The organism is Piscinibacter lacus, from assembly GCF_016735685.1.
GTDB classification, from domain to species: Bacteria; Pseudomonadota; Gammaproteobacteria; order Burkholderiales; family Burkholderiaceae_C; genus Aquariibacter; species Aquariibacter lacus.
On record NZ_JAERRA010000001.1, the window covers coordinates 1651357 to 1676543 of the forward strand.

Consider the following 25187-nt stretch of genomic DNA (forward strand, 5'->3'; position numbering starts at 1 on the left):
GAGAACCGTGTAGCGACCTAGCGCAGATAGCCGGAGCGTTGAGGCACATGTGAGAACCGGTCCGCAAGACCCACTGCAAAGCCTGCGGCTGAAGGTCCAACCTTTGGTGCGAATTTCGTGCCCGCGATACAAGGTATAAGCTGAAAAAAAGCCGGCAAATACCGGCAGGGAGGCATGCAAGGCATCCGGCGCACCAGTTCCGCGCCTGCTCCTTCCCGGAAGAAACAGAACAAACCCCGGAAGTCCTGAGCATGCTTGCTTTCGCCCCTGGCGCCCGCGTCGTCATCCGCGACGAGGAATGGCTGATTCGACGCGTCGACCCCTCCACCGACGGGGGATGGCTTCTCACCTGCGACGGCGTGTCCGAGCTCGTCCGTGGCCGCGACGCGCTGTTCCTGACCGAGCTGGAAGACCAGATTGAGGTGCTCGACCCGGCCGAGACCCGGCTGGTCGCCGACGACAGCCCCACCTACACCGCCTCGCTGTTGTACCTGGAGAGCATGCGTCGGCGCAGTGTCGCGAACGACGAGCGCATCCACTTGGGCCACCGCGGGGTGATGAACTTGGTGCCCTACCAGCTTGACCCGGCGCTACAGGCGCTGCGTCAGCCGCGTTCGCGCATCCTGATTGCCGACGCGGTGGGCCTGGGCAAGACGCTGGAGGCCGGCGTGCTGGCCACCGAGCTCATCCAGCGCGGCCGCGGCAAGCGCATCCTGGTCGTCACCCAGAAGGCCATGCTCACCCAGTTCCAGAAGGAATGGTGGAGCCGCTTCTCCATCCCGCTGGTGCGGCTGGACTCGGTGGGGCTGGCGCGGGTGCGCAACCGCATCCCGGCGAATCACAACCCGTTCAACCACTTCGACCGCAGCATCATCTCCATCGACACGCTCAAGAGCAATCTCGAGTACCGCAACTATCTGGAGAACGCTTGGTGGGACATCATCGTCATCGACGAGTGCCACAACGTCGCGGCCCGCGCCGGTGAATCGGGCCTGTCGCGCCGGGCCCGCCTGGCGCGCCTGCTGGCCACCCGGTCCGACACCCTGGTGCTGCTGTCGGCCACGCCCCACGATGGCTCGGCACGCAGCTTCGCGTCGCTGATGAGCCTGCTCGACCCGACGGCCATTTCCGACCCCGACCACTACACGCCCGAAGACTTCCGCAGCAAGGGCCTGGTCATCCGCCGCTTCAAAAAGGACATCCGCGACCAGGTCTCGGCCGACTTCCAGGAGCGCGAGACCACCTGCCTTCGCGAGAAGGCCTCGGCGCTGGAGGAAGCGGCCTACCGCGCGCTGCTGGAGGTGCGCTTCACCCAGGGCGGCCAGCACAAAGCCGGGCGGCAGCAGGAGCTGCAGCGCATCGGCATGCAGAAGGCGCTGTTCTCCAGCCCCAAGGCCGCGCTGGAGTCCACCCAGCGCCGCATCGCCCTGCTGCGCGGCAAGGACAGTCCTAGCGATGACGAGCGTACCGAGGTCATGGGCCTGGACGAGCTGCGCCTGGCCTTGCAGGCCCTGGTCGATGACCCCTCGGCCAAGAGCTTCAGCCGCTACCAGAAGCTGCTGGAGCTGCTGCGCTCGGCCACCTTCGGCTGGGCCAAGGACGACGCCAACGACCGCCTCGTCATCTTCTCCGAGCGCATCGAGACGCTGAACTGGCTGAAGGAACGCCTCACCGCCGACCTGCAGCTCAAGCCCAAGCAACTGGAGGTGCTGCACGGCGGCATGGCCGACACAGAGCAGCAGGCCCTGGTTGAGCGCTTCGGCCGCCTGGACGACCCGCTGCGCGTGCTGGTGTGCTCCGACGTGGCCAGCGAAGGCCTGAACCTGCACTACTTCTGCCACCGGCTGGTGCACTTCGACCTGCCCTGGTCGCTGATGACCTTCCAGCAGCGCAACGGCCGCGTGGACCGTTATGGCCAGAAGCACCGGCCTCACATCGTCTACCTGTTCACCGAGGCAGTGACCGAGAAGATTCGCGGCGACCTGCGCATCCTCGAAATCCTGGAGCAGAAGGACGAGCAGGCTAACTTCAACCTGGGCGACCCGTCGGCCTTCCTGAACGTCTACGACCCCGACAAGGAGGTCGAGAAGGTCAGCGACTACATGGCCGGCGGCATGACGCCTGAGCAGGTCGAGGCCGCGCTGGACCAGTCGGCCGCAGCCAAGGGCTCGGACGACGGTGCCAACGAAGGCGACTACCTGCTGGAACTGTTCGGTGGCGGTGACGCAGCGGCCGAGGCCGCAGCCCAACCGACCGGCAACAGCCTCAACCACATCGAAGAGCCCGCCACGCTGTTCGACAGCGAGTACCACTACGCTAAGGCCGCGCTCACCCAGCTCAACCAGGGCCAGACCCTGTGCCAATGGACCTCGCTCGACGCCGAGCGCCTGGTCTCGCTGACCGCCCCGCGCGACCTGCAGGAACGCCTGCGCCAGCTACCCCGCGAGGTGCAGGCCGACAACGACTACTACGCGCTGACGGCCGATACCCAGCGCATGGCCGATGCCATCGAAGCCGCCCGCCAGGCCCGCGCCGAGGAAGAGACCTGGCCCAAGCTGCACTACTTGTGGCCGCAGCACCCCATCGTTGAATGGCTGGGCGACCGCGTGCTCACGCACTTCGGGCGTCACTGCGCGCCCTTGCTGCAGAGCGTGCACCTTCAACCCGGTGAACAGGCCTTCGTGCTGATGGGCCTGGTGCCCAACCGCAAAGGCCAGCCGCTGCTGGTCGAGTGGCAGGTGGCGCACAGGAAAGTCGACGCCGCTGGCCAGGGCGAATTCACCCTGCAGCCCTTCGATGCCTTCGCTGCCCGCGCCGGCCTCAAGGCGGGCAAGCTGCCCAACCGCGGCCAGCTCGCCGAGGGCGCGCCGCTGCAGCAGGCGATGCAAGGCGCGCTGCCGAAGGCCGTGACCGCCATGCGCTCGCACATGGTGGCGAAACAGGCCGCCTTCTCCGCCGGCCTGAACGAGCGCCTGCGCACCACGCTGGCTGAGCTGGAGCGCCTGCAAGGCCGCCAGGTGGAGCAGCTCACTCTGGACCTCGAACGCCAGCTGGAGACCGTCAAGCGCGGTCGCTTTGAACACCGCAAGCAGCAAATCAACCGGGTCTTCGACGACTATCGCCAGTGGGTGCACGACACCCTGACCACCGAACCGCAGCCCTGGATTCAAGTATTGGCCGCCGTGACCAGCGCTGGAGCCTGACCATGCCCGTCCTCGAAGCCGTCCACACCTTCGCTGGCATCGCCAACGAAAACGAGTTCTACAGCCACCACTACCTGGCCGAGGTATTCAAGGGCGACATCAAGTCGCGCCTTGATGCCTGGGAAGCCGCCGAAGCCGAACACCCCGGTGAAGACGCCTGGCGCGCCCCGCACAAGCGCATCCAGGCCTGGGCCCAGCGCTGGTTCAGCCTGCGCGGCCAGGTGCAGCGCGGCGCCAGCGATGCTGAGCGCTGGCAGCTCTTCACCCAGCTGCAGGCGGGCTTGCTGCAAGCCCTGGGCTACCCCGCGCCGGGCAAGCTGCCTCAATCCCATGAGTTCGTGCCGGGAATGCCCGTGCCGGCCTGGCATCTGCAGTCGCCGCGTCTGGTGGTGATTCCGGCCTACCAGCCCGGTGCCGAACAGGAAGACCTGCTCGACCATAAGCTCGTCAGCCTGCTGTACGGCTCTGAGGGCGTGCCCCGCGACCTGCAAGGCGAGCCCTGGGCCGAGCTGCTGACCGATGCCGTCTTCGGTGCCGAGGCCCCGCCGCGCTACGTCATACTGGCCGGGCTGGACGAATGGCTGCTGCTGGACCGCTACAAGTGGCCGAACAACCGTGCTCTTCGCTTCGACTGGGCCGACATCCTCGACCGCAAGGACGCCGACACCCTCAAGGCCTGCGCCGCGCTCTTGCACCGCGACTGCCTGGCCCCCGGCGAGGGCAACAGCCTGCTGGAGAGCCTGGACGAGAACGCCCACAAGCACGCCTTCGGCGTCAGCGAGGACCTGAAGTACGCCCTGCGCGAAGCCATCGAGCTGCTGGGCAACGAGGCCGCCCGCCAGCTGGACGAGCAGGCCAGCGGCAGCAAGAAGAGCGTGTATTCGGGCCAGTACAAGCTGGAGCCGGCCGACCTCAGCCTGGAATGCCTGCGGCTGGTCTACCGCCTGCTGTTCATGTTCTACATCGAGGCGCGGCCCGAGCTGGGCTACGTGCCCATCGCCAAGAGCGAGGTCTACCTCAAGGGCTACAGCCTGGAGAGCCTGCGCGACCTGGAGCTGCAGCCGCTCAGTACGCCCCATGCGCGCGAAGGCGTGTACTTCGACGCCTCGCTGCGTCGCCTGTTCAAGCTGGTCGCCCAGGGGGTGGGCCTCGCGGGCCAGACCCAAGGCCAGCTCGGCAGCGTCACGCCTGGAACGGCGGGCCTGGTGGCCGGCGCCAAAGATGTCTTCGCACTTGCGCCCCTGGACAGCCGCCTGTTCGACGACAACTCCCTGCCGCTCCTGAGCAAGGTGCGTTTTCCGAACCACCTGTGGCAACGCATCATCAAGCTGATGTCGCTCACCCGCGGCAGCAAGGGCCGGCGCGCCGGCCGCGTCAGCTACCAGCTGCTGTCCATCAACCAGCTGGGCGCGGTGTACGAGGCGCTGCTCAGCTACCGCGGCTTCTTCGCCGCCGACGACCTCTACGAGGTCAAGCCCGCCCCGAAGAAGGGCCGCGCCGCTGCGGCAGAGAGCGACGGAGACGATGACAGCGATGGCGACGACGACAGCGCCGACGACGCTGGCAGCGCTCGCCGCGGCCGCGCCGGTGGTGGTGGTGACTCTGAAGCCGACAAGCTGGAGAACGCCTGGTTCGTGCCGGCTGGCCGCCTGAGCGACTACCACGAGGACGAGCGCGTCTACGACCTCGACGACAACGGCCACCGCAAGCTGCGCATGTACCCCAAGGGCAGCTTCATCTACCGCCTGGCGGGCCGCGACCGGCAGAAGAGTGCCAGCTACTACACCCCGCAGGTGCTGACGCAGTGCCTGGTGAAGTACGCGCTGAAGGAACTGCTGGCCGAGGAGAACGGCCGCGTGAAGAAGGCCGACGATATCCTCACGCTCACCGTCTGCGAGCCCGCCATGGGCAGCGCGGCGTTCTTGAACGAGGCCGTCAACCAGCTGGCCGATGCCTACCTGGAGCGTAAGCAGGCCGAGCTGGGCAAACGCATCCCGCACGACGAGTACCCGCAGGAACTGCAGAAGGTGCGCATGGTGCTGGCCGACCGCAACGTGTTCGGCGTGGACTTGAACCCCGTGGCGGTGGAACTGGCCGAGGTGTCGCTGTGGCTCAACGCCATCTACGGCGAGCCGACTGAAGACAAGGACGGCAACCCGCTGCCGCTGAAGCCCGCTCGCGTGCCCTGGTTCGGCTACCAGCTCTTCGCCGGTAACAGCCTCATCGGTGCGCGCCGGCAGGCCTACCGCGCCACCAGCGTGGTGAAGGGCGCCAAGCCAGCCTGGCACGAGGAGGCGCCGCGCAGGGTGACAAACACCGAAGCGCGCCAGGCCGACGAGATCTGGCACTTCCTGCTGCCCGACCCAAGCATGGCGGATTACGCCGACAAGGACGCCAAGAAGCTCTACCCCGACGACTTCGAGCGCTTGAAGAAGTGGCGCAAGGCCTTCAACGCGCCACTGGCCCACCACGAGGTGGCACGGCTGCAGCAGCTCAGCACCAAGGTGGAAGAGCTGTGGGCCGAGCACACGGCAGCCCTGGCACGCGACCGCGCCCGCACCGAAGACCTGCTGGACGTCTGGCCCTATGGACAGGGCCAGAAGGGCCAGCAGGACGACGCGCTCTCTCAGCTGTCTCGCGCGGAGAAGGAAGCCATCCGCCGCCAAAACCTGCTGAACGAAGACGGCGACCTGGCCACGCCCTTCCGCCGCCTGAAGCTGGTGATGGACTACTGGTGCGCGCTGTGGTTCTGGCCCATCACCGAAAGCAGCCGCCTGCCCAGCCGCGAGGAGTGGTGGATGGAGGTGGGCGCCATCCTGGAAGGCAATGTCGTCGACATCGCTCCGCAGACCGCGCTGGATCTGATGCCGGCCACCGCGGCACCCCAGGTGCTGGTACCCGAGGTGCAGCCCGTCTTCGACGGATTCGAGACGCAACTACCGCTGCAGCAGGCGGCCGACAGGCCCAACCTGCACGATAAGTTCGGCCAGTTGCGCATCAAGCGCCTGCGCGAGCACTTTCCGCGCGTGCCGGTGGTGGAGGCCATCGCCGCACGGCGGCGCTTCATGCACTGGGAGCTGTGCTTTGCAGACGTGCTGATTCAGCGCGGGGGGTTCGACCTCATCCTCGGGAACCCGCCTTGGTTGAAGGTGGAATGGAACGAGGCAGGTGTGCTAGGCGAGTTCAATCCGCAGTTCGCAATCCGCAACTTCAGCGCCACTGAGCTGACGAAGGAGCGCGAACAGGCCTTTGCGAGTCACCCCGGCCTGCAGGCCGCCTGGACAGCCGAGTTGGAGGAGGCTGAGGGCACGCAGAACGTGCTGAACGCGGTGCAAAACTATCCTCTGCTCAAGGGTGTCCAGCCCAACCTGTACAAGTGCTTCATGCCTCTGGCCTGGGGGCTGAACGGGCGGCAAGGCGTGACTGGGTTGCTGCATCCTGAAGGGCCGTATGATGACCCCAAGGGCGGCGCGCTGCGCGAGGTGGTGTATTCGCGATTGCGGCGGCACTTCGGATTCATCAACGAACTGCAGCTCTTTGCTGAGGTGGACCACAAGACCAAGTACAGCGTCAACATCTACGGCTCGCAGTTCACTGCGCTGGCCTTTGACCAGCTAGCAAACTTGTTCTCCCCGGCCACGGTGGATGCCTGCTACGAGCACGACAGCAGCGGCACCGTGGGCGGATACAAGAACAACGCTGGGCATTGGAACACCACCGGCCACGCCCAGCGCATCGTGCGGGTGGACGAAGCCTCGCTTACGGTTTTTGCCCTGCTCTATGACGAGCCTGGCACACAGGGTCGACGTGCGCGGCTGCCGGCTCTACATGCGCAGACGCTGAACAGCGTACTGACCAAACTCGCAGCATGGCCACGACGACTGGCTGACATTGGTGATAGCTGTTTCTCGACCGTTATGTTCGACGAGACGTACTCGCAACGTGACGGGACCATGAACCGCCGCCCACTCGGCGACAACACATTCCCGGCCACGCCCGGAGACTGGGTGCTATCTGGCCCGCACTTCTTTCTGGCAAATCCGTACAACAAAACACCTCGCAGGGTCTGCACAGCCAACGGTCATTACGACGTCGTCGACCTGGAATCGCTACCCGATGACTATCTGCCACGTAGCAACTATCGGCCGATGGCGGACCCGGCCGAGTATTTGCAGCGAACACCGCGCGTCGGGTGGGTTGAAGAGGGTGAGACGTTGGCGCGTCCGGTGACGTCCTACTTTCGCTTGGTCTTCCGAAACATGCTGCCTTCTGGCAACGAACGAACCCTGCTGAGCATCATCTCGCCGCCGGGCCATGCACACGTTCACTCTGTGATTTCAACCACGTTCCGTCGTGTGAAGGACCTAACTTCAAGTGCACTGATGTGTCAGTCGTTGCTTGCAGACTTCTTCATCAAGAGTACGGGTCGTAGCGGTCTCTACTCAACTTGGATGACGCTTCCCTGGCTGGAGCCGTTGCCATCCATGACCGCACGAATGTCGGCGCTTAACTGCCTTTCTGCCTACTACACCCCCCTGTGGGAACAGGTCTTCGACCTCGAGTTCGCCGACCAGCAGTGGACCCAGCCCGCCAACCCGCGCCTGCCGCAGGACTTCTGGAGCAACCTCACCGGCACCTGGACCCGCCACTGCGCGCTGCGCAGCGACTACGCCCGCCGCATGGCGCTGGTGGAAATCGACGTGCTGGTGGCCCAGGCCCTGGGCCTGACGCTGGATGAGCTGCTGCTCATCTACCGCGTGCAGTTCCCGGTGATGCAGGGCTACGAGCGCGACACCTGGTACGACATCCACGGCCGCATCGTCTTCACCAACAGCAAGGGCCTGGTCGGCGTCGGCCTGCCCCGCAAGGGCGCCGCCAAGACCCCCAAGACCCGCATCCAGACGCCCGACGGCAAGACCCGAGAAGGCAACTTCGGCTGGGAAGACCTGTGGGCCTATCCCGACAAGGGCGCCACCACGGCCGAGCGCGACCCTTCAGGCGGCAGCCCCAAGGTGCCCGACGGCACCGTCATCACCCAGTGGGTGACCGACGACACATTACCCGGCGGCCCGCGCACCGTGGAGCGGCGCTACGTGGCGCCGTTTGCGCGGGCGAATCGGGAGGAGGACTACCGGGTGGCTTGGGCGTTTTTCGAGGGGGCGGAGTAGCTCATGCCATGAGCCACTCCGTTCGGAGAATGGGCTTCGGCCGCAGCCGAGCGGCCGCCACCAACCGTCCGGCGCACTGACCAACCAGGGAGTAACAAGAACACCATGCGATTGACACCCATCCCGAAGCGAGAACTGAAGAACGTCGGTCCGGCCATCTGGCGGGCCGTCGATGTGATGGAGAAAGAGTTCGGCGCACAGCTGACCCATGACTCCGGTCACGACGGGGACAACGGCGAGGACGCCACTACCTGGATATTCACCTTCCCGCGCCACGCCGATGCCCAGGTGGCTGTCGCCATGAACGTCAGGAAGCTGAGCATGCTCATGCGCGGCAAGACCCTGGACGGTCGGCCGTTCGATGGCGTGGCGTCTGGCTTGGCGAAGTTCGAGAAGCGCTACACCAATCCCGACAAGGGCGTGGCCAGCAGCGTGCTGGGCTCCCGTGCGCCGTACTTGAATCCTTCATCGACCAATCCGCTGTGGCGTGTCGTTCCAGCCACCGGCGAGATTTCGGACCTGTTGCGCCTGTACCTGAACACCGGCTCCGCCACGGCTCCGGTCGAGGCACTCGCCGAAGATGCTGTGGAGCCACCCGCGGCGCCAGCTCCCGCCGAGCCGCCCGCACTGGACCCGAAGGGCCTTGCCGGCGGCCAGCGGGCCCCTGTCGATGCCGAGACCTTCGAGGCGCTGCTGGAGCGGCGCTCCGAGGTCGGTCAGGCCGGCGAACTGCTTGCGGTGCAGGACGAGCTCAGCCGCTTGGCCGGGCTGGGATGCGCGGAGCCGCATCGCTGGGTGGAGCGCGTGGCACTGGTGGACGTTGGTCGGGGCTACGACATCGCGTCGACCTGGCCTGGACATGAGCGGTTCATCGAGGTCAAGAGCACCACCTCTGCCAGCGGCGGGCTGTTCATCACCAGCAACGAGCGCCGCGTCTTGGCGGACCTGGGCGAGCGGGCCTGGCTGTACCGCGTCGTCCTCAAGGCCGACGGCACGGGGGAGGTCGTCATCCGGCTGCAAGACCCAATGCGAGCGTTGCCGCCAGAGGCGTTCGAGCCGGTGGTCTTCCAGGTAGGGGCTGGAGCGCTGAGTCAGGCCGCCGGGGTATAGCGGGCATCGAGGCGCCGCGACAGGAAAACAAGAGGCAGGGGGAAGAAGTGGACAAGGCGGAGAGCACGAAGGAACTGAGACTGGACCGCCCGTTGCGGGCCGGGACGGCGCTTGACGCCGATGCGCTGGACCGCCGGGCCTTTGCCAGCCGGGTCACCGAAGTCCTGCGACGCATCACGCCGGACGAAGGTCTCGTGGTGTCGGTCGAAGGGCCTTGGGGCAGCGGCAAGACCTCGGTTCTGGCGATGGTTGAAGAACTGCTCAAGGCTGAACCTGACGGCGAGCGCCCGCTCGTCGTTCACTTCAACCCCTGGCTGATTGGTGACCGCGACGCCCTGCTGAGGCAGTTTCTCGCCAGCATCGCCAAGGCTGTCCGCCTGACCGACCATGCCAAGGAGGGCAAGCGGGTCGCGAAGGAGCTCAAGACCTATTCGAAGGCCTTCGATGTCCTGAAACTGATACCCGGTGCGGAGCCGTGGGCCAGCATCGTCAAGTCGGTGGTGGAGTCCGTCGGCGACGCCACCGGCGCTGCCGCCGAGCACAAAACGCCTGATGTCGAGGCACGAAAAGACGCGCTGGAGAAGGCGCTTCGAAAGTTCCCGCAGCGCATCGTCGTCCTGCTGGACGACCTGGACCGCCTGTATCCCGCCGAGGCCTACGAAATGGTGCGCATCGTCAAGGCGGTGGGCGACCTTCCCAACGTCGGCTACGTCTTGGCCTGGGATGAGAAGTACGTCAGCGCTGCGCTGGAGCGGCTCAACGTGCCGTTCGCCGTCAGCTACCTCGACAAGGTCGTCCAGGTACGGCTGCCGATTCCACCGCTGTCGTTCCAGCAGCGCATGGCGCTGATGAATCAAGGGCTGCAGCGACTTCCGCCTGAAGCCCTGGTTGCCCACTTCCCCAACGGGGACGACCGCCTCGCTTCGCTGTTCCATGCTGGGCAGAGGGAACTCGTCGAGCAGCCCCGTGACGTCGTTCGACTGTTCGATGTCGTTGCTGCTATTGAGCCAGGCCTCCGCGGCGAAGTGCACCTGGCGGACATGTTGGGGCTGGCCACCTTGATGACCAAGGCGCCGGCGGTGTACGACCTTCTTTGCCGAACGCCGCAGGCGTTCGTGGGGCGACGGCCGGGAGCAAGCGCCTCGTTTGACAAGCCGCTCGAAGTCATCCAGAGCTTCGCAGACGAGCGAAACAAGGCCATCGACAGCTATCCATACGCCAAGGGGGTGAGGGAGGTTGTGCACTGGCTGTTTCCTCAGACCGCCAAGGCCGATGACGCGTTCAGCCTGGACCGTGTGGTGTTCTTGGAGGGGCACCTCGCGCACCCGGAGCGTCTTCAAGTGGCTCTGCACCTGAGCGCCAGGCCTGGTGACCTCAGCTTGGTGCGTGTTCGGCAGTACCTGTTCGAGCCAGCCAAGAGAGGTGAGATTGCGGCTGCGCTGCAGCAAGACAACTGCATCGACTTCATTGAGCAGCTCGGCAACATGGCGGAGGGGCTGGGCACCGAGGTTGGAGTCGATGCAGCGTCGTTAGCCAAAGACATTGCGCGGCTTATCGATACCCAGCCTTTCGTTCGCCGGGCAAGTGAGCGCCATGACGTGTTCGTCATGCGCGCAGACCGAGTCGCAGAGCGGGCAATCGGTCAGCTGGCCAAGCGGCTGGATGAGGCTGAAGCAGGTGCGCTTGCCGAGCACATCCTTTGCGACCCGCATGCACTGTCCATGGCAGCAGCGCTTGCGGCGACGAGCTTCATGGCTGAAGACGGCGACCCCGAGGACGGTCTGAAAGTGCCTGCCGACGCTCGGAATCGAGCGCTCTCTGCCTATGCAGGCAACGTCGAAGGGACAGCCAAGACGGGCGAGTTGTTTGCCAAAGTGTCGCCCGGCTTTGCCCTGTGGGTCTTGACGCGACTTATGCCTGAGCGATGCAAGGCCGTCTTCAAGGCTGTCCAGCATTGGGAGCCGTCATTGGACACTTTCGTGGAGGCCATGCTGAGGCATTCCTTCGACAGCAATAACGGGCAAACGTATCGGCTTCCGAAGGAGCGAGAGCACCTGGAGAACTACGTCGCTCTTGAAGAGCTGAAGACACTCGCGCTGGAGCGCTTGAAGGATGAATCTATGACCTATCCGCTTCGGGCCGCCTGGAGGGCGATAGTTGAAGAGAAGTCCATCTATGGCAAAGACGGTACGTTGGCCCGCCGCTGAGCCGGGCAGTCCACGCACTTCTGCCAAAAGAAGAATCGAATGCCGCCCTCACTTTTCGCCTGCGAAATTCCGACCGGACTGAAGAAGCGCCGAGCTTCAGGCTTCGTGCTCGTTGACGGCGAAATGAGGGACCAGCCATGAATCCCGGTGACCGCGTCCGCCTGATAGACAACCCGAGCCGTATCGGGGTGCTGACCAGCGACCCTCCGACGGGCGAAGGGCGACGCCGGCGGCTGGTAGTCGCGTTCCCGGACGGCACCGAGCCCATCCTGGCCAGCTCGCTGGAACGGGTCGAGGCAGAGACGAATGACCCCTACCTGCTGATGCAGCGCGGCCAGTACGGAGGCGCCTCGCATCTACGCGGCGCCATCACCTTGGCCAGGCTCAGCGGCAAGCTGGCGAACCTGATTTACAGCCTCAACACCACCAATACGAAGTTCCTGCCCTACCAGTTCAAGCCGGTGCTGCAGTTCCTCGACTCGCCTAGCCGGGGCATCGTGATTGCGGACGAGGTCGGTCTGGGCAAGACCATCGAAGCCGGCCTGATTTGGACCGAACTGCGCGCTCGACAGGACGCCCGGCGCCTGCTGGTGGTCTGTCCGGCCATGCTGCGCGAGAAGTGGTGCGCGGAGCTGGCCAACCGCTTCGGCGTGAAGGCTCAGATGGTTGATGCGGGGGAACTGCTCGAGCATCTGTCCTCAGCCAAGGCGGACCGGACGGAGGAGTTCGCGCTGGTGGCCAGCATGCAAGGCTTGCGGCCGCCGAAGCACTGGAACTCAGAGAGCTCACCCTCCCAGAGCTCGGCTGCCAAGCTGGCGCGATTCCTGGAAGCAGCTGGCGACGACGAGCCTTTGCTCGACCTGGTCGTCGTCGACGAAGCGCACTACCTGCGCAACCGGGGAACGCAGACGCACCGCTTTGCCGCGCTGCTGCGGCCGGTCACCGACGGCCTGGCCTTGCTGTCGGCCACGCCCATCCAGATGCGCAGCACGGACCTGTTCAACTTGCTGCACCTGCTGGACGAGGACGCATTCCCGATGGAGTGGACCTATGACCATTCGGTCCGCGCCAACGCACCCATCGTGGCCCTGCGGGACCGACTCAAGCGCGACCCACCGGTGACACAGGAGGAATTCAAGGCCGCGCTGCAGGAATCCGTTGCGCTTCGGTGGTTTGAGGACAGCGAGCAGATTGAGCACCTGCTCAAGAACCTGCCAACGGACGACGACCTGCGCAACGTGCGGTCGCGCGCGGACTATGCCGAGTTGCTCGACCGCCTGAACCCCAGGGCCAAGGTCATCACGCGCACGCTCAAGCGCGAGGTGGACGAGCTTCGGGTCACCCGGGAGCCCCGGACTCTGCGCATTGAGATGAGCGCGGCAGAGCGCGACTTCTACGAAGGCGTGACCGAAGCGGTGCAGGAATACTGTGAGTCGGTCGATGTCTCCGAGGGCTTCTTGCTGACCATTCCGCAACGCCAGATGTCGAGTTGCATGGCGGCTGCGTGCATGGGCTGGAAGCGCCGGCAAGAGGAGCAGGCTGAGCTGACGCAGGAGACGGTGACCGAACTCGAAGGGGAGACGGTAGAGCAGGAGGCTGCGCCGGGTCCGGCCACCCAACGAGGCACCGGTGAGCTGTTGTCCATCCTGAGTGGCATTGCTCGGAAGTGCGGCGACTACGAGCGCCTGGCTGCTGACGACAGCAAGTTCACCGCCCTGGTGAAGAACCTCAAGGGCTACTGGCGCGAGAACGTCGGCAAGAAGGTGGTGCTGTTCGCTTTCTACCGGAACACGCTTTACTACCTTGCCCAGCGTCTGGCCGAGGCCGGCGTCCGGTCCATCGTGTTGCACGGCGGCATGGACAAGACCGAGGTGCTGCGCTCGTTCGAGAACGACGCCGCGGTCCAGGTCCTGCTGTCGTCAGAGGTGGCGTCTGAAGGCGTCGACCTTCAGTTCTCCAGCCTCTTGGTGAACTACGACCTGCCGTGGAATCCGGCCCGCATCGAGCAGCGGATAGGTCGTATCGACCGCATCGGGCAGGCAGAGGCCAAGATTCTCATCTGGAACCTGGTCTACGAGGACACGCTGGACGAACGCGTCCACGACAGGTTGCTGGAGCGGCTGAATGTGTTCCGGCAGGCGCTCGGGAGCATGGAAGAGCTGCTAGGCGCCGAAGTCCGAAAACTCACCGTGGACCTGCTGTCGCATCGCCGGACGCCCAAGCAGGAGGAGGAGCGCATCGGCGATGCCGCCATGGCCCTGGAACGCAATCGACGAGATGAGGAACAGTTGAACGCGCAGGCGTCCAAGCTGCTCGGGCACGGCGACTACATCCAGAACAAGGCCAAGGCCGCCATGGACCTGGGGCGGTACATCCGCGGCGATGACCTGTACCACTTCGTCAAGGACTACCTCGAAACCTCGTTCCCGGGCTCTCGGGTGATGGTCAATGACGAGCCTGTCCGCAAGGGGCTCATCGAGCTCTCCATGGACGCCCGGGTGGCCTTTCATGCCTTCCTGGCAGACGCCAAGCTGCTGGGCCGCACCACCGTGCTCGACAACCGTCCGCGTCAGCTCTGGTTCGACAACCAGGCGGGCCATGTGGCACGAGACGTGGAGAAGGTCACCCAGGACCACCCCCTGGTGCGCTTCGTCTCGGAACAACAGAAGAAGCGCAGCACCAAGGACGGCTACTTCCCGACCTCAGCGGTGCAACTGCCCGCGTCCCGCGTCGCAGGCGTGGCGTCTGGCACGTACGTCTATGTGGTCATCCGCTGGACCTTCTCCGGCCCGCGGGATGTCGAGCGCCTCGTCTACGAAGCGCGATGCATCGAGACGGGCCTTGCATTGGAGCCGGACGCGGCCGAGTCGCTGGTCAACGCCGCGGCCAACCATGGGGCAGACTGGCAGGCAGCTGCCAAGAACATCCTGGACCACAAGCGAATTTCAGCGCTTCAGGATGACTGCCGGGCGACCATCGAGGAGCACTTTGACGCCAGCAAAGCAGCGCAGCTGCGGGAGAACCGCGACCGTGTGCGTGAGATGAACGCGTCCCTGGACGCCGACCTGAAACGCAAACGTGAAGAAGCCACCGAGCGGATTGCCCGGTACCAAGCTTCATCGAACCCGCGCCACAGAGGCCTGCTGGGTATGGAACGCACGAAGCTGCGGCAGCTGGAGCAGAAGTACGAAGAGCGCAAGCTCGCCAACGGCCTGAGGGAGGCCTTGGACCCACGCCAGAAGGATGTTTCCTCCGGCGTCATACGGGTGGAGTGACAGGCACGAGGGAGGCAGAAGGCATGAGAGGCAATCGCTTGAAACGGGCACCCAAGAGCGCGCAGCGTGCGCCGGCGCGTCCCTACCATCGGCCGAACTTCTACTTTCTTCGCGACAAGCCCGTACGCCAACCTGTCGTCCCCACCGAACCCGCGCTGACTTTCGACGTCCACGACAACGTTTGTCTTGGCTGGAAGCCGGATGAGTTGGGGTCGAGTGACCCCCTGCAGCGCGATGAGGTGCTCGGAGCCAGGCTCGAACCACCCGGGGCGACAGCAGGCCCGGCGCGAGAGCTGGTGATGGGTCTGGACTTCGGCACATCGTCGACCAAGGTGGTGATTGCCGACAGGACCATGAACGCTGCGTATGCGGTCCCGTTCATGGATTCCGTCGGTGTGGCGAGCTACTTGTTGCCATCGGCGCTGCTGGAAACGGCGGAAGGCGTCTATGCACTGGCCGGGTCCGGGAAGCGACTTGCCGACCTGAAGCTGGCCATGCTGTCGGCCTTGTCTGACGAGCGGGCATGTGCCAGGGGCTGCGCGTTCCTGGCGTTGACGATTCGACAGGCCCGAGCCTGGCTCTACGAATCCAAGGGTGACCAGTACCTGCGGGCAGACATCCTTTGGACCTTGGCGATTGGCCAGCCGGCCGACCAAGCAGCCTCGGAGCATCACCGCAGGCACTTTGAGCAGCTGGCCAAGGTAGCCTGGCAGCTGGCGGGCAGTCAGGGCTCCATCGGGGTGGAGACTGCCTTGAATGCTTGGAGCCTCCGAGCTGAGCTGAACCTGGACGATGAGCTCGAAGTCCGTCCGATGGCCGAGCTGTCTGCCCAGATTCACGGCTTCGTCAGTTCCTCGCACTTCGATGCGCGTTTGCCGAACATCTACCTCTTGGTCGATGTTGGCGCTGGCACAGTGGACGCGTCGCTCTTTCACGTGCGGAAGGACCGAGGCGGCACGGTCTCATTCGACTTCTTCACGCATGCCGTCGAACTACTTGGGGCGGCGAACCTCAACCGTGCCCGACTGGCATGGTGGCTGGCTCAGCTTCGCTACGTGCAGGGTCAGCTCGAGCCTGGCAGCGACCAGGTCGCAAAGCGCATCGGCACCACGGTCGCAGAGCTGGAAAGCATGAAGCTGCCGACGGAGTTCCGTGGCCGCTACCCGGATTCCTATCGCAGTTATGTCAAGGGCGTGGAGGTTGGCTTCGAAGGCGGCGCGAAGAATCCGGATGAAGATTTTTACCAGCGAGTCCGCAACCAGGTGGCAGGCAAGGTGCTCTATGGAGCCTGGAAGCAGATGCTGCTGACCCAAGAGGCCGTTCGCGGCATGCCGTTCTTTCTGTGCGGGGGCGGCGGCCGCCACCCCTTCTATGCAGCGCTCAAGACGCGCCTGCAGAAAACGGATGGCTGCACCTGGCTCAATGCCAAGCCTCGCGAACTGGCGCTGCCGACGAACATTAGTGCGCCGGGCGTGGCGCACGGTGACTACGACCGGCTGTCGGTCGCCTATGGTCTCAGCCAACTCAACCCTGGAACCTTTGAGCGCGTCGTCGCCCTGAAGCCCAGAGTGTTTGCATCCGAGGAGACGGACTGGAACACGGTCACCGTGGACAAGTCCGTCTGCTGAACAGAAATAGAACAGGCCATGCTTCCATCACTCCTCGCCCGCGACATACAGACGGGCTTGAAACAGTTCCTCGTCTCCGGCTTCGAGCCGGCCGACGCCTTCATGCACGGCCTGATGAGCCGGTTCACCGAAGACGAGGACGCCTGGCTCAAGGGTCCGTACGTCCAGATGGGGCTGCCGTTCGCCGTAGGCTCGGCGGGGCGGACCTTCTTCAAGACCTTCGAGACCGAGCACCCCGGCTACCACCACCAAGAACTGGCTTGGAAGCGGCTGTCCAGCCAGCACCAGGCCGCCAGCACGTTGGTGGCCACTGGCACGGGTTCTGGCAAGACTGAGTGCTTCCTGTTCCCGCTGCTGGACCATTGCACGCGAGCGCGTGCCGCAGGCGAGGCGGGCGTGAAGGCGCTGGTCATCTACCCCATGAACGCCTTGGCCACGGACCAGGCGAAACGCATCGCGGAGCGCGTTGCCCAGACGCCAGCCTTCGCCGGCATGCGGGTGGGCCTCTACGTCGGCGGGAACGCTGGCAAGCCAGGCGAAGGCATGGTGATGACGCCGACCAGCGTCATCACCGACCGCGACACGATGCGCAAGCATCCGCCAGACATCTTGCTGACCAACTACAAGATGCTGGACTACCTGATGTTGCGGCCGAAGGACCGGCAGCTCTGGGCACAGAACAAGCCGACCACGCTGCGCTACGTGGTGGTGGACGAACTGCACACTTTCGACGGTGCACAAGGCACCGACCTGGCCCTGCTGCTGCGCCGGCTGCGTGCCCGGCTGCAGTCACCGGAGGGGCACCTGATTTGCGCGGGCACATCGGCCACGCTGGGGGGCTCGTCGGATACCGAGCCCCTGCGCGAGTACGCCCGTCAGGTGTTCGGCGTGCCGTTCGGCGCCGATGCGGTGGTGACCGAGAACCGCCTCACTGTCGATGCCTTCCTGGGCGACGCGATGGTCGAGCACATGTTCATGTGGCGGCCCGAGCTGGACGCGGTGCTGCAGCCGGCTCAGTACGCCAACCCTGTGGATGCGGTTCGGGCGTGGTTCGGCGTGTTCTTCCCGGGGCTGGCTCAACCTTCTGGGCCGGATGAGGTGGCATCAGCCGCTTGGCGTCAGGCACTTGGTCAACACCTGAAGGAGCACCAGCTCTTCGTCAACCTCCTGCGGTTGATGAAGGGCGGCGTCGTCAGCTACAGCGCGCTGGAGGATGCCTTTGCTCGCAACATGCCTGCGGCCAGCCGCGTTCAGGTGGCCAGGGTGCTTGACGGCATGCTGGTGCTGGTGGCCTGGGCGCTGCGGGAGGGCAAGCAGCCGCTGGTGACGCTGCGTGTTCAGCTGTGGGTGCGCGAGCTGCGCCGCATGGTAGGCAAGCTGGCGCTGGACCCGCAGGACGTTCGGCTGCGCAGTGAACGGGACCTGCCCGGGGAGCGCGACGGTGTGTACCTGCCCATGGTGCAGTGCAGCCAGTGCCGCACCACGGGCTGGCTGTCGCGCCTGGTGCAGGGCAGCAGCAAGCTCTCGACCAAGCCCGACGAGATTTACAACACTTGGTTCTCCCGCCGGCCGGAGGCGGCCAGGCTCTACGCAGCCAAGAGTCTCGGACGCTCGCATGTCCAAGGCGTCCATCAATACGCCTGCGTGGCTTGCGGCAACGTGCAGGCCGGCGAGGGGGCGTGCCTGGCCTGCGCGCACCAGGAGTTGCTCTACGTCTTTCAGGTCACGGCGCAGCGCTCGCATGTGGTCGGCAACGCCCAGTACACCCGGCACGACGACACCTGCCCCAGTTGTGGCGAGCGAGATGAGTTGCTTCTGCTCGGTGCCCGGAACGCCACACTGGGCTCGCAGGTGGTGGAGGCGAGCTGGGCCAGCCTGTTCAACGACGACAAGAAGCTGATTGCGTTCTCGGACTCTGTGCAGGACGCCGCTCACCGCGCCGGCTTCTTCGGTGCGCGCACTTGGCAGAACAACGTGCGCATGGCCTGGGCCCATGTGTTGGATGAGCTGGGCGTGGTGCGTATGCCGTGGTCCGAGCTCTTGTCCCGCGCCGCCCAGCGCTTTGACGCTCCGGATTCGGTGCTGCACATGACGCCGGAGACCCTGGTGGCCGAGTTCCTGGCGCCGAACATGAGCTGGCAGCACGACTGGTCGGTCGAGTTGCTGGAGAAAGGGCAGTTGCCGGCCAACTCGCGCCTGCCGGGCAAGGTGAGGAAGCGCATGCTGTGGCAGCTGTTTAGCGACCTGACCTATCAGAGCCAGCGCGGCCGCACGCTGGAGCGCATTGGCAAGGTGACGATGTCGGTGCCGTGGGAGCGCATCCAGGAAGTTGCAGCGGAGCTGCTGCCCCGCTTGCGCGAGGGGTTCGGCGCCCACGGGCTGGACCTGCCGGTGCTGTCGCAATGGCTCTGGGGCACGCTGGCCCACATGCGCCGCCGCGGTGGCGTGATGCACCCGGAAATGGTGGCCTACGCGGGCGACGGCCAGGTGTGGCAACTGGCCAAAGGCGCAGGGCGTCGCGAATGGATGCCGGCCATGGGCGACTACACGCCGCACCCGGTCTTCCTGACGCTGGGCAAGCACTCGTCGTTTGACAAGCTCAGCGGCAACAGCCGTCCCACTTGGTACGACCGCTGGGCGGCTGCTGCGCTGGGCCAGCAAATGCTGCTGGCCAAGGGCATGGCCCCCGAGCTGTACGCCGCTGCGTTCGACGCGCTGCTGAAGGCGGGCGTCCTGCTTCGCACCACCCACCATCAAGGCGACACGCTGGCTCTGAACCCCGAGGCGCTGGAGGTCGACACCGAGGTGGCCTTCATCTCGACCACCGGCAGCAAGCGCCGGCTGACCGTGCCGCGTCGGGTGGCCGAGCACCTGCTGGGCATGCCCTGCCTGGACGCCGTGGAGTCCATCTACGAACAACTCATTCCCGAAGCCGCTGATTGGTGGGTGCGACGCTTCAGCCAGGGTGACCTGCGCCGGGTGATTGCCGCCGAGCACACCGGCCTGTTGGACAGGCAGGAGCGCGAGGCGCTGGAACAGCGCTTCAAGGACAAGAAGCCACGCCCGTGGTTCGAGAACCTGCTGTCGGCCACGCCGACGCTCGAGATGGGCGTGGACATCGGCGACCTGTCGTCGGTGTTGCTGTGCTCGGTGCCGCCGAATCAGGCCAGCTTTCTGCAGCGCATGGGACGTGCGGGGCGCCGGGATGGCAATGCCATGACGACGACGCTGGCCGACGGCAACAGCCCGCATGACCTGTACTTCTTCGCCGAGACCGAGGAGATGATTGCCGGCGAGGTGGCGCCCCCTGGCGTCTTCCTGCAGGCCGCCGAAGTGCTGCGCCGGCAGTTGTTCGCGTTCTGCATGGACGACTGGGTGTCCAGCCTGCGCAATGCCAACGCCTTGCCTGACAAGACCTCCCAGGCGCTGGACGCCATGGAGCAGGCCAAGCTGGACCGCTTCCCGGCCATCTTCTGCGACCACGTCCTGAAGCACGAGCAGCGGCTGTTCGACAGCTTCATGGCCTTGCTCGGCAAAGACGTCGACGACGTCGTCCACGGCAGGCTATGGGACTTCATGCAAGGTCAAGGCGAGGCCGACGGCCTGCGAACCCGGCTGACCAAGGCCCTGGAAGAGCTGGTCGAGGAGCGCAAAACCTACAAGAAGCGCAAGGACGAACTCGACAGGGCCAAGACCAAGGCCCAGCAGAAGCCGCAGGACGAGGCCACGAAGAACGAAATCGATGAGCTGCTGCGCGAGCGCGACAAAATGCTCGAGCTCATCAAGGAAATCAACAGCCGAGACCTGTTGAACACCCTGACCGATGCCGGCCTGATACCCAACTACGCATTCCCGGAGTCAGGCATCCAACTGAAGTCCGTGTTGTGGCGCAAGCGCGGCGAAGACGAGCCCGGCCAGGGGGCCTACGTGGCCCTGGCAACGCAGAAGTACGAGCGGCCAGCGCAGTCGGCGCTGTCGGAGTTCGCGCCGGAGAACCGCTTTTATGCCAACCAGCGCCGGGTTGAAGTTGACCAAATCAATATGAACCTGGCCAAGGCGGAGGACTGGCGTTTCTGCCCGAGCTGCCACCACATGCAGAACCTGACGGTGGAGGCCGACGTGCACGCCACCTGTCCGCACTGCGGTGACCCGATGTGGACAGACGGTGGCCAGAAGCACACCTTGCTGCGCTTCCGACAGGCGATTGCGAACAGCAACGACACCGACGTCCGCATCGACGACAGCTCGGAAGACCGGGAGCCGCGGTACTACGTCCGCCAGTTGATGGCCGACTTCCAGCCCGCATACATCCGCGAGGCCTGGCAGATTCCCACGGGGGGCACGCCGTTTGGCTTCGAGTTCATCTCACGTGTGACGTTCCGCGACGTCAACTTCGGCGAGCTGGCCAAGCCGGGTGAGGCCTTCAAGGTGGCCGACAAGGAATCGCAGCGCCCCGGCTTCAAGCTGTGCAAGCACTGCGGCAAGGTGCAGAAGCCGCCGCGCCGCGGGGCTGGGACGGCCGAGCAGAGCCACAGCTTCGACTGTCCGAAGCATGGCAGTGACGACCCGGCCAACCTGCTGGACTGCCTGTACCTGTACCGCGAGTTCGAATCCGAGGCGCTGCGCATCCTGGTGCCGTACACCAAGAACGGTGTCGATGAGAAGGTAGTGCAGTCCTTCATGGCCGCTGTGCAGCTTGGCCTGAAGCGCCGCTTCGGCGGCAAGGTGGACCACCTGCGCATGGTCCTGCAGGACGAGCCCGGCAAGGACGGCGGGCCGCGCAAGCACTACGTGATGCTCTACGACTCAGTGCCGGGCGGCACGGGCTATTTGCACCAGTTGCTGGCCCATGATGCCAAGACACTGGCCGACGTGCTGCGCATGGCGCTGGATGCGCTGACCGGCTGCTCGTGCAACCAGGACCCTGAGAAGGACGGCTGCTACCGCTGCCTGTACCAATACCGGCTCGGTCGCAGCATGGAGCTCGTTTCACGTGACAACGCCAAGGCCGTGCTCACGGAGCTGGTGGGCTCGCTGCCGTCGCTGGAGCGGGTCAAGACCATCTCGGACATCTACATCAACCCGAACTTCGATTCGGTCCTCGAGGCTCGCTTCATCGATAGCCTGAAGAAGATGAGCGGTGTGGCGGGGCTACCGCCTATCAAGTTGGTGCAGGACGTTGTACATGGCAAGTCGGGCTTCGTTCTTGAGGTGGGCAGCCAGCGCTATCGTATTGAGCCCCAGTGCGAGTTGAATGGCGACGCTGGAGTGCCAGTGCCGAGCAAGCCGGACTTCGTCATCTGGCCCTGGGCCTCGGGCTCCAAGCGGCGGCCCGTGGCGGTTTTCTGTGACGGCTGGGCGTACCACAAGGACTGCATGCGTGAAGACGCGCTGAAGCGCAGCGCCATCGTCGCCAGCGGGAAGTTCTGGACCTGGTCGGTGACGCACCAGGATGTCTCGGCCGCCATTGACGGCAACGCCGAGTCTGACCTGGACCCGGCGACTGTGACGCTCAATCGGCACGACGGTGGTAAGGCGCCGCCGAGCGTGCCCAGGGCACAGGAAAAGGCGTTCACCCAGCATGCGGTCGCGCGGTTGCTGCAGTGGCTGGCAGCCCCAGCCGGCCCCACGGACGTGGACAGTGCTGTGGAGGCGCAGCAGCGCAACGCGGTGTGGCTTGAGTTCCTGATGGTGCCGTCGACCGCGGAGGACAAGGCCGCAGCTGAAGTGCAGCGGGCGCCATGGCTTCCGCAACTTCCAATGCACGTCCGAGAGCCCGGACCTGGCTTTGCGCCGGTGATGTCGAAGACCAACGGCGCCGCTTCGGTGCTGGGATGGTGGCCGGTGCTGCTCGCCAAAGGCCTGCCTTCACATCAAAACTGGGCCAGCCCGACTGCTGTGCTGTTGGATGCCTCAGTGGCTGGGGACGAGGATGCGCTGCACCGGGCTTGGCGTCGGTGGCTGCAGTTGTTCAACACCCTGCAGTTCCTGTCGGGCACCGTCCTCGTGACTGGCGAAGGCCTGGCTGCGCATGACTACGACGCGCTGGTCCCCGCGGCGGCCGGTACGACTCCGGCGGCGCCGGCAGCGCAGGCGGCACTCAACGCGGCCTGGCAGGCCGTTGTCGAGCAGGCGTTGGAAGCGCTTGCGCCGGGGCTCAAGCAACTGGCCCAGTCCGGCGCATCGCTGCCCGAAGTGGGCCTGGAGCTGGTAGACGCCAAGGGGCGCGTCTCGGCGGATTGCGAGCTGGCATGGGTGCAGGAGAAGGTCGTCGTCCTGCGCTCCGACCAGGCCGACCTCGTCGAGCTGTGGGGCGCGGAGAACTGGAAGGTCGTGCTACTGGACGAGGCCATGAACCTTGTCGTGGGCGCACCGTGGTCTGTGGCCGCTGCTGCGAGCCTCGGTCTGGAACTCAATGTGAATGAAGGAGGGGCAGCGTGAGCCTCAAACCCAAAGTGGCTTTGTCGCAGGACTTCCTGCTGCAACTCTCGAAGCTCCCATCCAGCGTTCACTCCAAGGTGATGAAGTGGGCCATCCAGTTCCAGTCGGACCCGACCAGCCCCGGCATCAACTACGAGTACATCAACGGTGCCCGTGACCCGAACCTGAAGTCGGTGCGCCTCGACCGCGACTGGCGCGGCATCGTGTTCAAGCCCAACAGCGGGGACGTCTACGTGCTGCTGTACGTGGACCATCACGACGATGCCTACCGTTGGGCCGAGAACCGCAAGCTGGCCATCAACCCGGTGACGGGAGCGATGCAGATGGTCATCATCGAAAGCGTCGCTGCAGTCGAGGCAGCTCCCGCACAACCAACACCGGCGGCAAAGGCGGTCCAAGCGCAGACGGCTGAGGCGCAATTGCCGCTGTTTGGCGGACTTGAGGACCGCGAATTGCTGAGCCTGGGCGTGCCAGAGGAGATGTTGGCCGAGGTGCGGCACCTTACGTCAGAACCTGAATTGGACGCGCTGCAGGGCCGCCTGCCGGTGGAAGGCTACGAAGGGCTGTTCCTTGTCGCAGCGGGCGACACCGTCAGTCAGGTGCTGAATGCGCGCGAGACCCGGGTGGACCGTAAGGTCGACACGTCCGACTTCGCGGCGGCCCTGGCGACCCCGGAATCACAGTCACGCTTTGTCATCGTCGACGACGACGAGGCCATGCTGGCCATCATGAACGCGCCGCTGGCCCAGTGGCGCGTGTTTCTGCACCCGACCCAGCACAAGCTGGCCTCCGGCGACCGCAGTGGCCCGGTGCGGGTGCTGGGCGGTGCCGGCACAGGCAAGACGGTCCTTGCCATGCACCGTGCGCGATGGCTGGCCGACAACCGCACGCTGGATGGCAAGAAGGTGCTGTTCACGACCTTCACCAAGAACCTGGCGAGCGACATCGAGCAGAACCTGCGCACGCTGTGCGGCAGCGCCACCCTCGCCAAGCTGGAGGTGCGCAACCTGGACGCCTGGGTGCACGGCTTCATGCGCAGCCGCAAGCTGGAGCACCGCATCGTCTACGACCGCAAGCAGGACGCCGCCCTGCAGGCCTGGCAGGCCGCCATGGCGGTGCGCGACACCACGCTGGACCTGCCGGACAACTTCTATGAGTTGGAGCTTGAGCAGGTCGTGTTGGCCCAGGGCATCACGACACGCGACCAGTATCGAACGGCGCGCCGCACTGGCCGTGAGAGCGTGCTGAGCCGCACCAAGCGCGATGCCGTGTGGCCGGTATTCGAGGAGTACCGCGGCCAGCTTAGCTCACGAAAGCTCAAGGAGGTCGACGACGCCTATCGAGAGATTGCTGAACTGCTGCTTGCCGAGGACAGCCATGCCTCGGCGTACAGCGCCATCGTCATCGACGAGACGCAAGACCTGGGACCGCAGGCATTGAAGCTGCTTCGCGCCATGATTCCCGCAGGCGCCAACGACCTGTTCTTCGTCGGCGATGGTCACCAACGCATCTACAGCCGGCACCGCGCCGCGATGAGCAAGTGCGGCATCGACATCCGGGGACGAGCCCGCAAGCTTTACCTGAACTACCGGACAACCGACGAAATTCGCCGGCAGGCAGTGGCCCTGCTCGAGGGTTGCGAGGTTGACGACCTCGACGATGGCCACGACGAGACGCGGCGCTACAAATCGCTGTCGCATGGCCCGGCACCGAGTGTTGTCACAGCTGACGGCCTTGAGGCCGCCGCGGTTCAGGTCGTCGCCTTCATCAAGGCGTTTCGGGCAGCAAAAGGCGATGCCGACGCACCGTCAGTGTGCGTCATCGCTTCAAGCGAGAAGAACCGCGAGGCATTGGCCAAGCAGGTCCAGAGTGCCGGCCTCACGTGCCTGACCATCACGGCGCAGGCCAATCACTCGGACAGCCGCAACGTGGTGCACTTTGCGACCATGCATAGGGCTAAAGGGTTGGAATTCGATGCGGTCGTCGTTGTCGCCCCGGAGTCGTACTTCGGAACGCCTGACCAGACCAGTAGCCAGCGAAAGTTGCTGTACGTGGCTTTGACGCGAGCCAAGCGAAGCGCAGCATTGATTCGGTTGAACTGATTGGTTGAGTCAGAAGCGCTGGCGTCGTGCCGCAACAATGGGCACGCGTTGTG

At 65.1% G+C, this 25187-nt stretch carries 8 protein-coding genes; all 8 read left to right on the forward strand.

Going from position 1 to position 25187, the window contains the following annotated elements:
- Nucleotides 1-251: 251 nt before the first annotated feature.
- The 8 genes from JI742_RS07550 (at nucleotide 252) to JI742_RS07585 (ending at nucleotide 25134) form a co-directional block, all read left to right on the forward strand.
- Nucleotides 252-3203, forward strand: a complete 2952-nt coding sequence (locus JI742_RS07550; RefSeq protein WP_201825202.1) for a DEAD/DEAH box helicase — start codon at nucleotides 252-254, stop codon at nucleotides 3201-3203.
- A gap of 2 nt (nucleotides 3204-3205) precedes the next feature.
- Entirely contained in the window at nucleotides 3206-8371 is a 5166-nt protein-coding gene (locus JI742_RS07555; RefSeq protein ID WP_201825204.1) for a DNA methyltransferase family protein, read from the forward strand.
- Between the two features lie 105 nt (nucleotides 8372-8476).
- Entirely contained in the window at nucleotides 8477-9481 is a 1005-nt protein-coding gene (locus JI742_RS07560; protein WP_201825206.1) for a protein NO VEIN domain-containing protein, read from the forward strand.
- Nucleotides 9482-9528: 47 nt separating this feature from the next.
- Entirely contained in the window at nucleotides 9529-11688 is a 2160-nt protein-coding gene (locus JI742_RS07565; protein WP_201825208.1) for a KAP family P-loop NTPase fold protein, read from the forward strand.
- 137 nt (nucleotides 11689-11825) lie between these two features.
- A complete protein-coding gene (locus JI742_RS07570) occupies nucleotides 11826-14963 on the forward strand; it encodes a helicase-related protein (RefSeq protein ID WP_201825210.1) in 3138 nt (1045 codons plus the stop codon).
- Nucleotides 14964-15001: 38 nt separating this feature from the next.
- Nucleotides 15002-16591, forward strand: a complete 1590-nt coding sequence (locus tag JI742_RS07575) for a hypothetical protein (RefSeq protein WP_236676824.1) — start codon at nucleotides 15002-15004, stop codon at nucleotides 16589-16591.
- 57 nt (nucleotides 16592-16648) lie between these two features.
- Nucleotides 16649-23032 (forward strand): DEAD/DEAH box helicase, encoded by a 6384-nt coding sequence (locus tag JI742_RS07580; RefSeq protein WP_236676825.1) that lies wholly within the window; start codon nucleotides 16649-16651, stop codon nucleotides 23030-23032.
- Nucleotides 23029-25134: a UvrD-helicase domain-containing protein gene (locus JI742_RS07585; RefSeq protein WP_201825217.1), complete on the forward strand. Its 2106-nt coding sequence runs from the start codon at nucleotides 23029-23031 to the stop codon at nucleotides 25132-25134. Before JI742_RS07580 ends, JI742_RS07585 begins: the two co-directional genes overlap by 4 nt.
- Nucleotides 25135-25187: the final 53 nt, after the last annotated feature.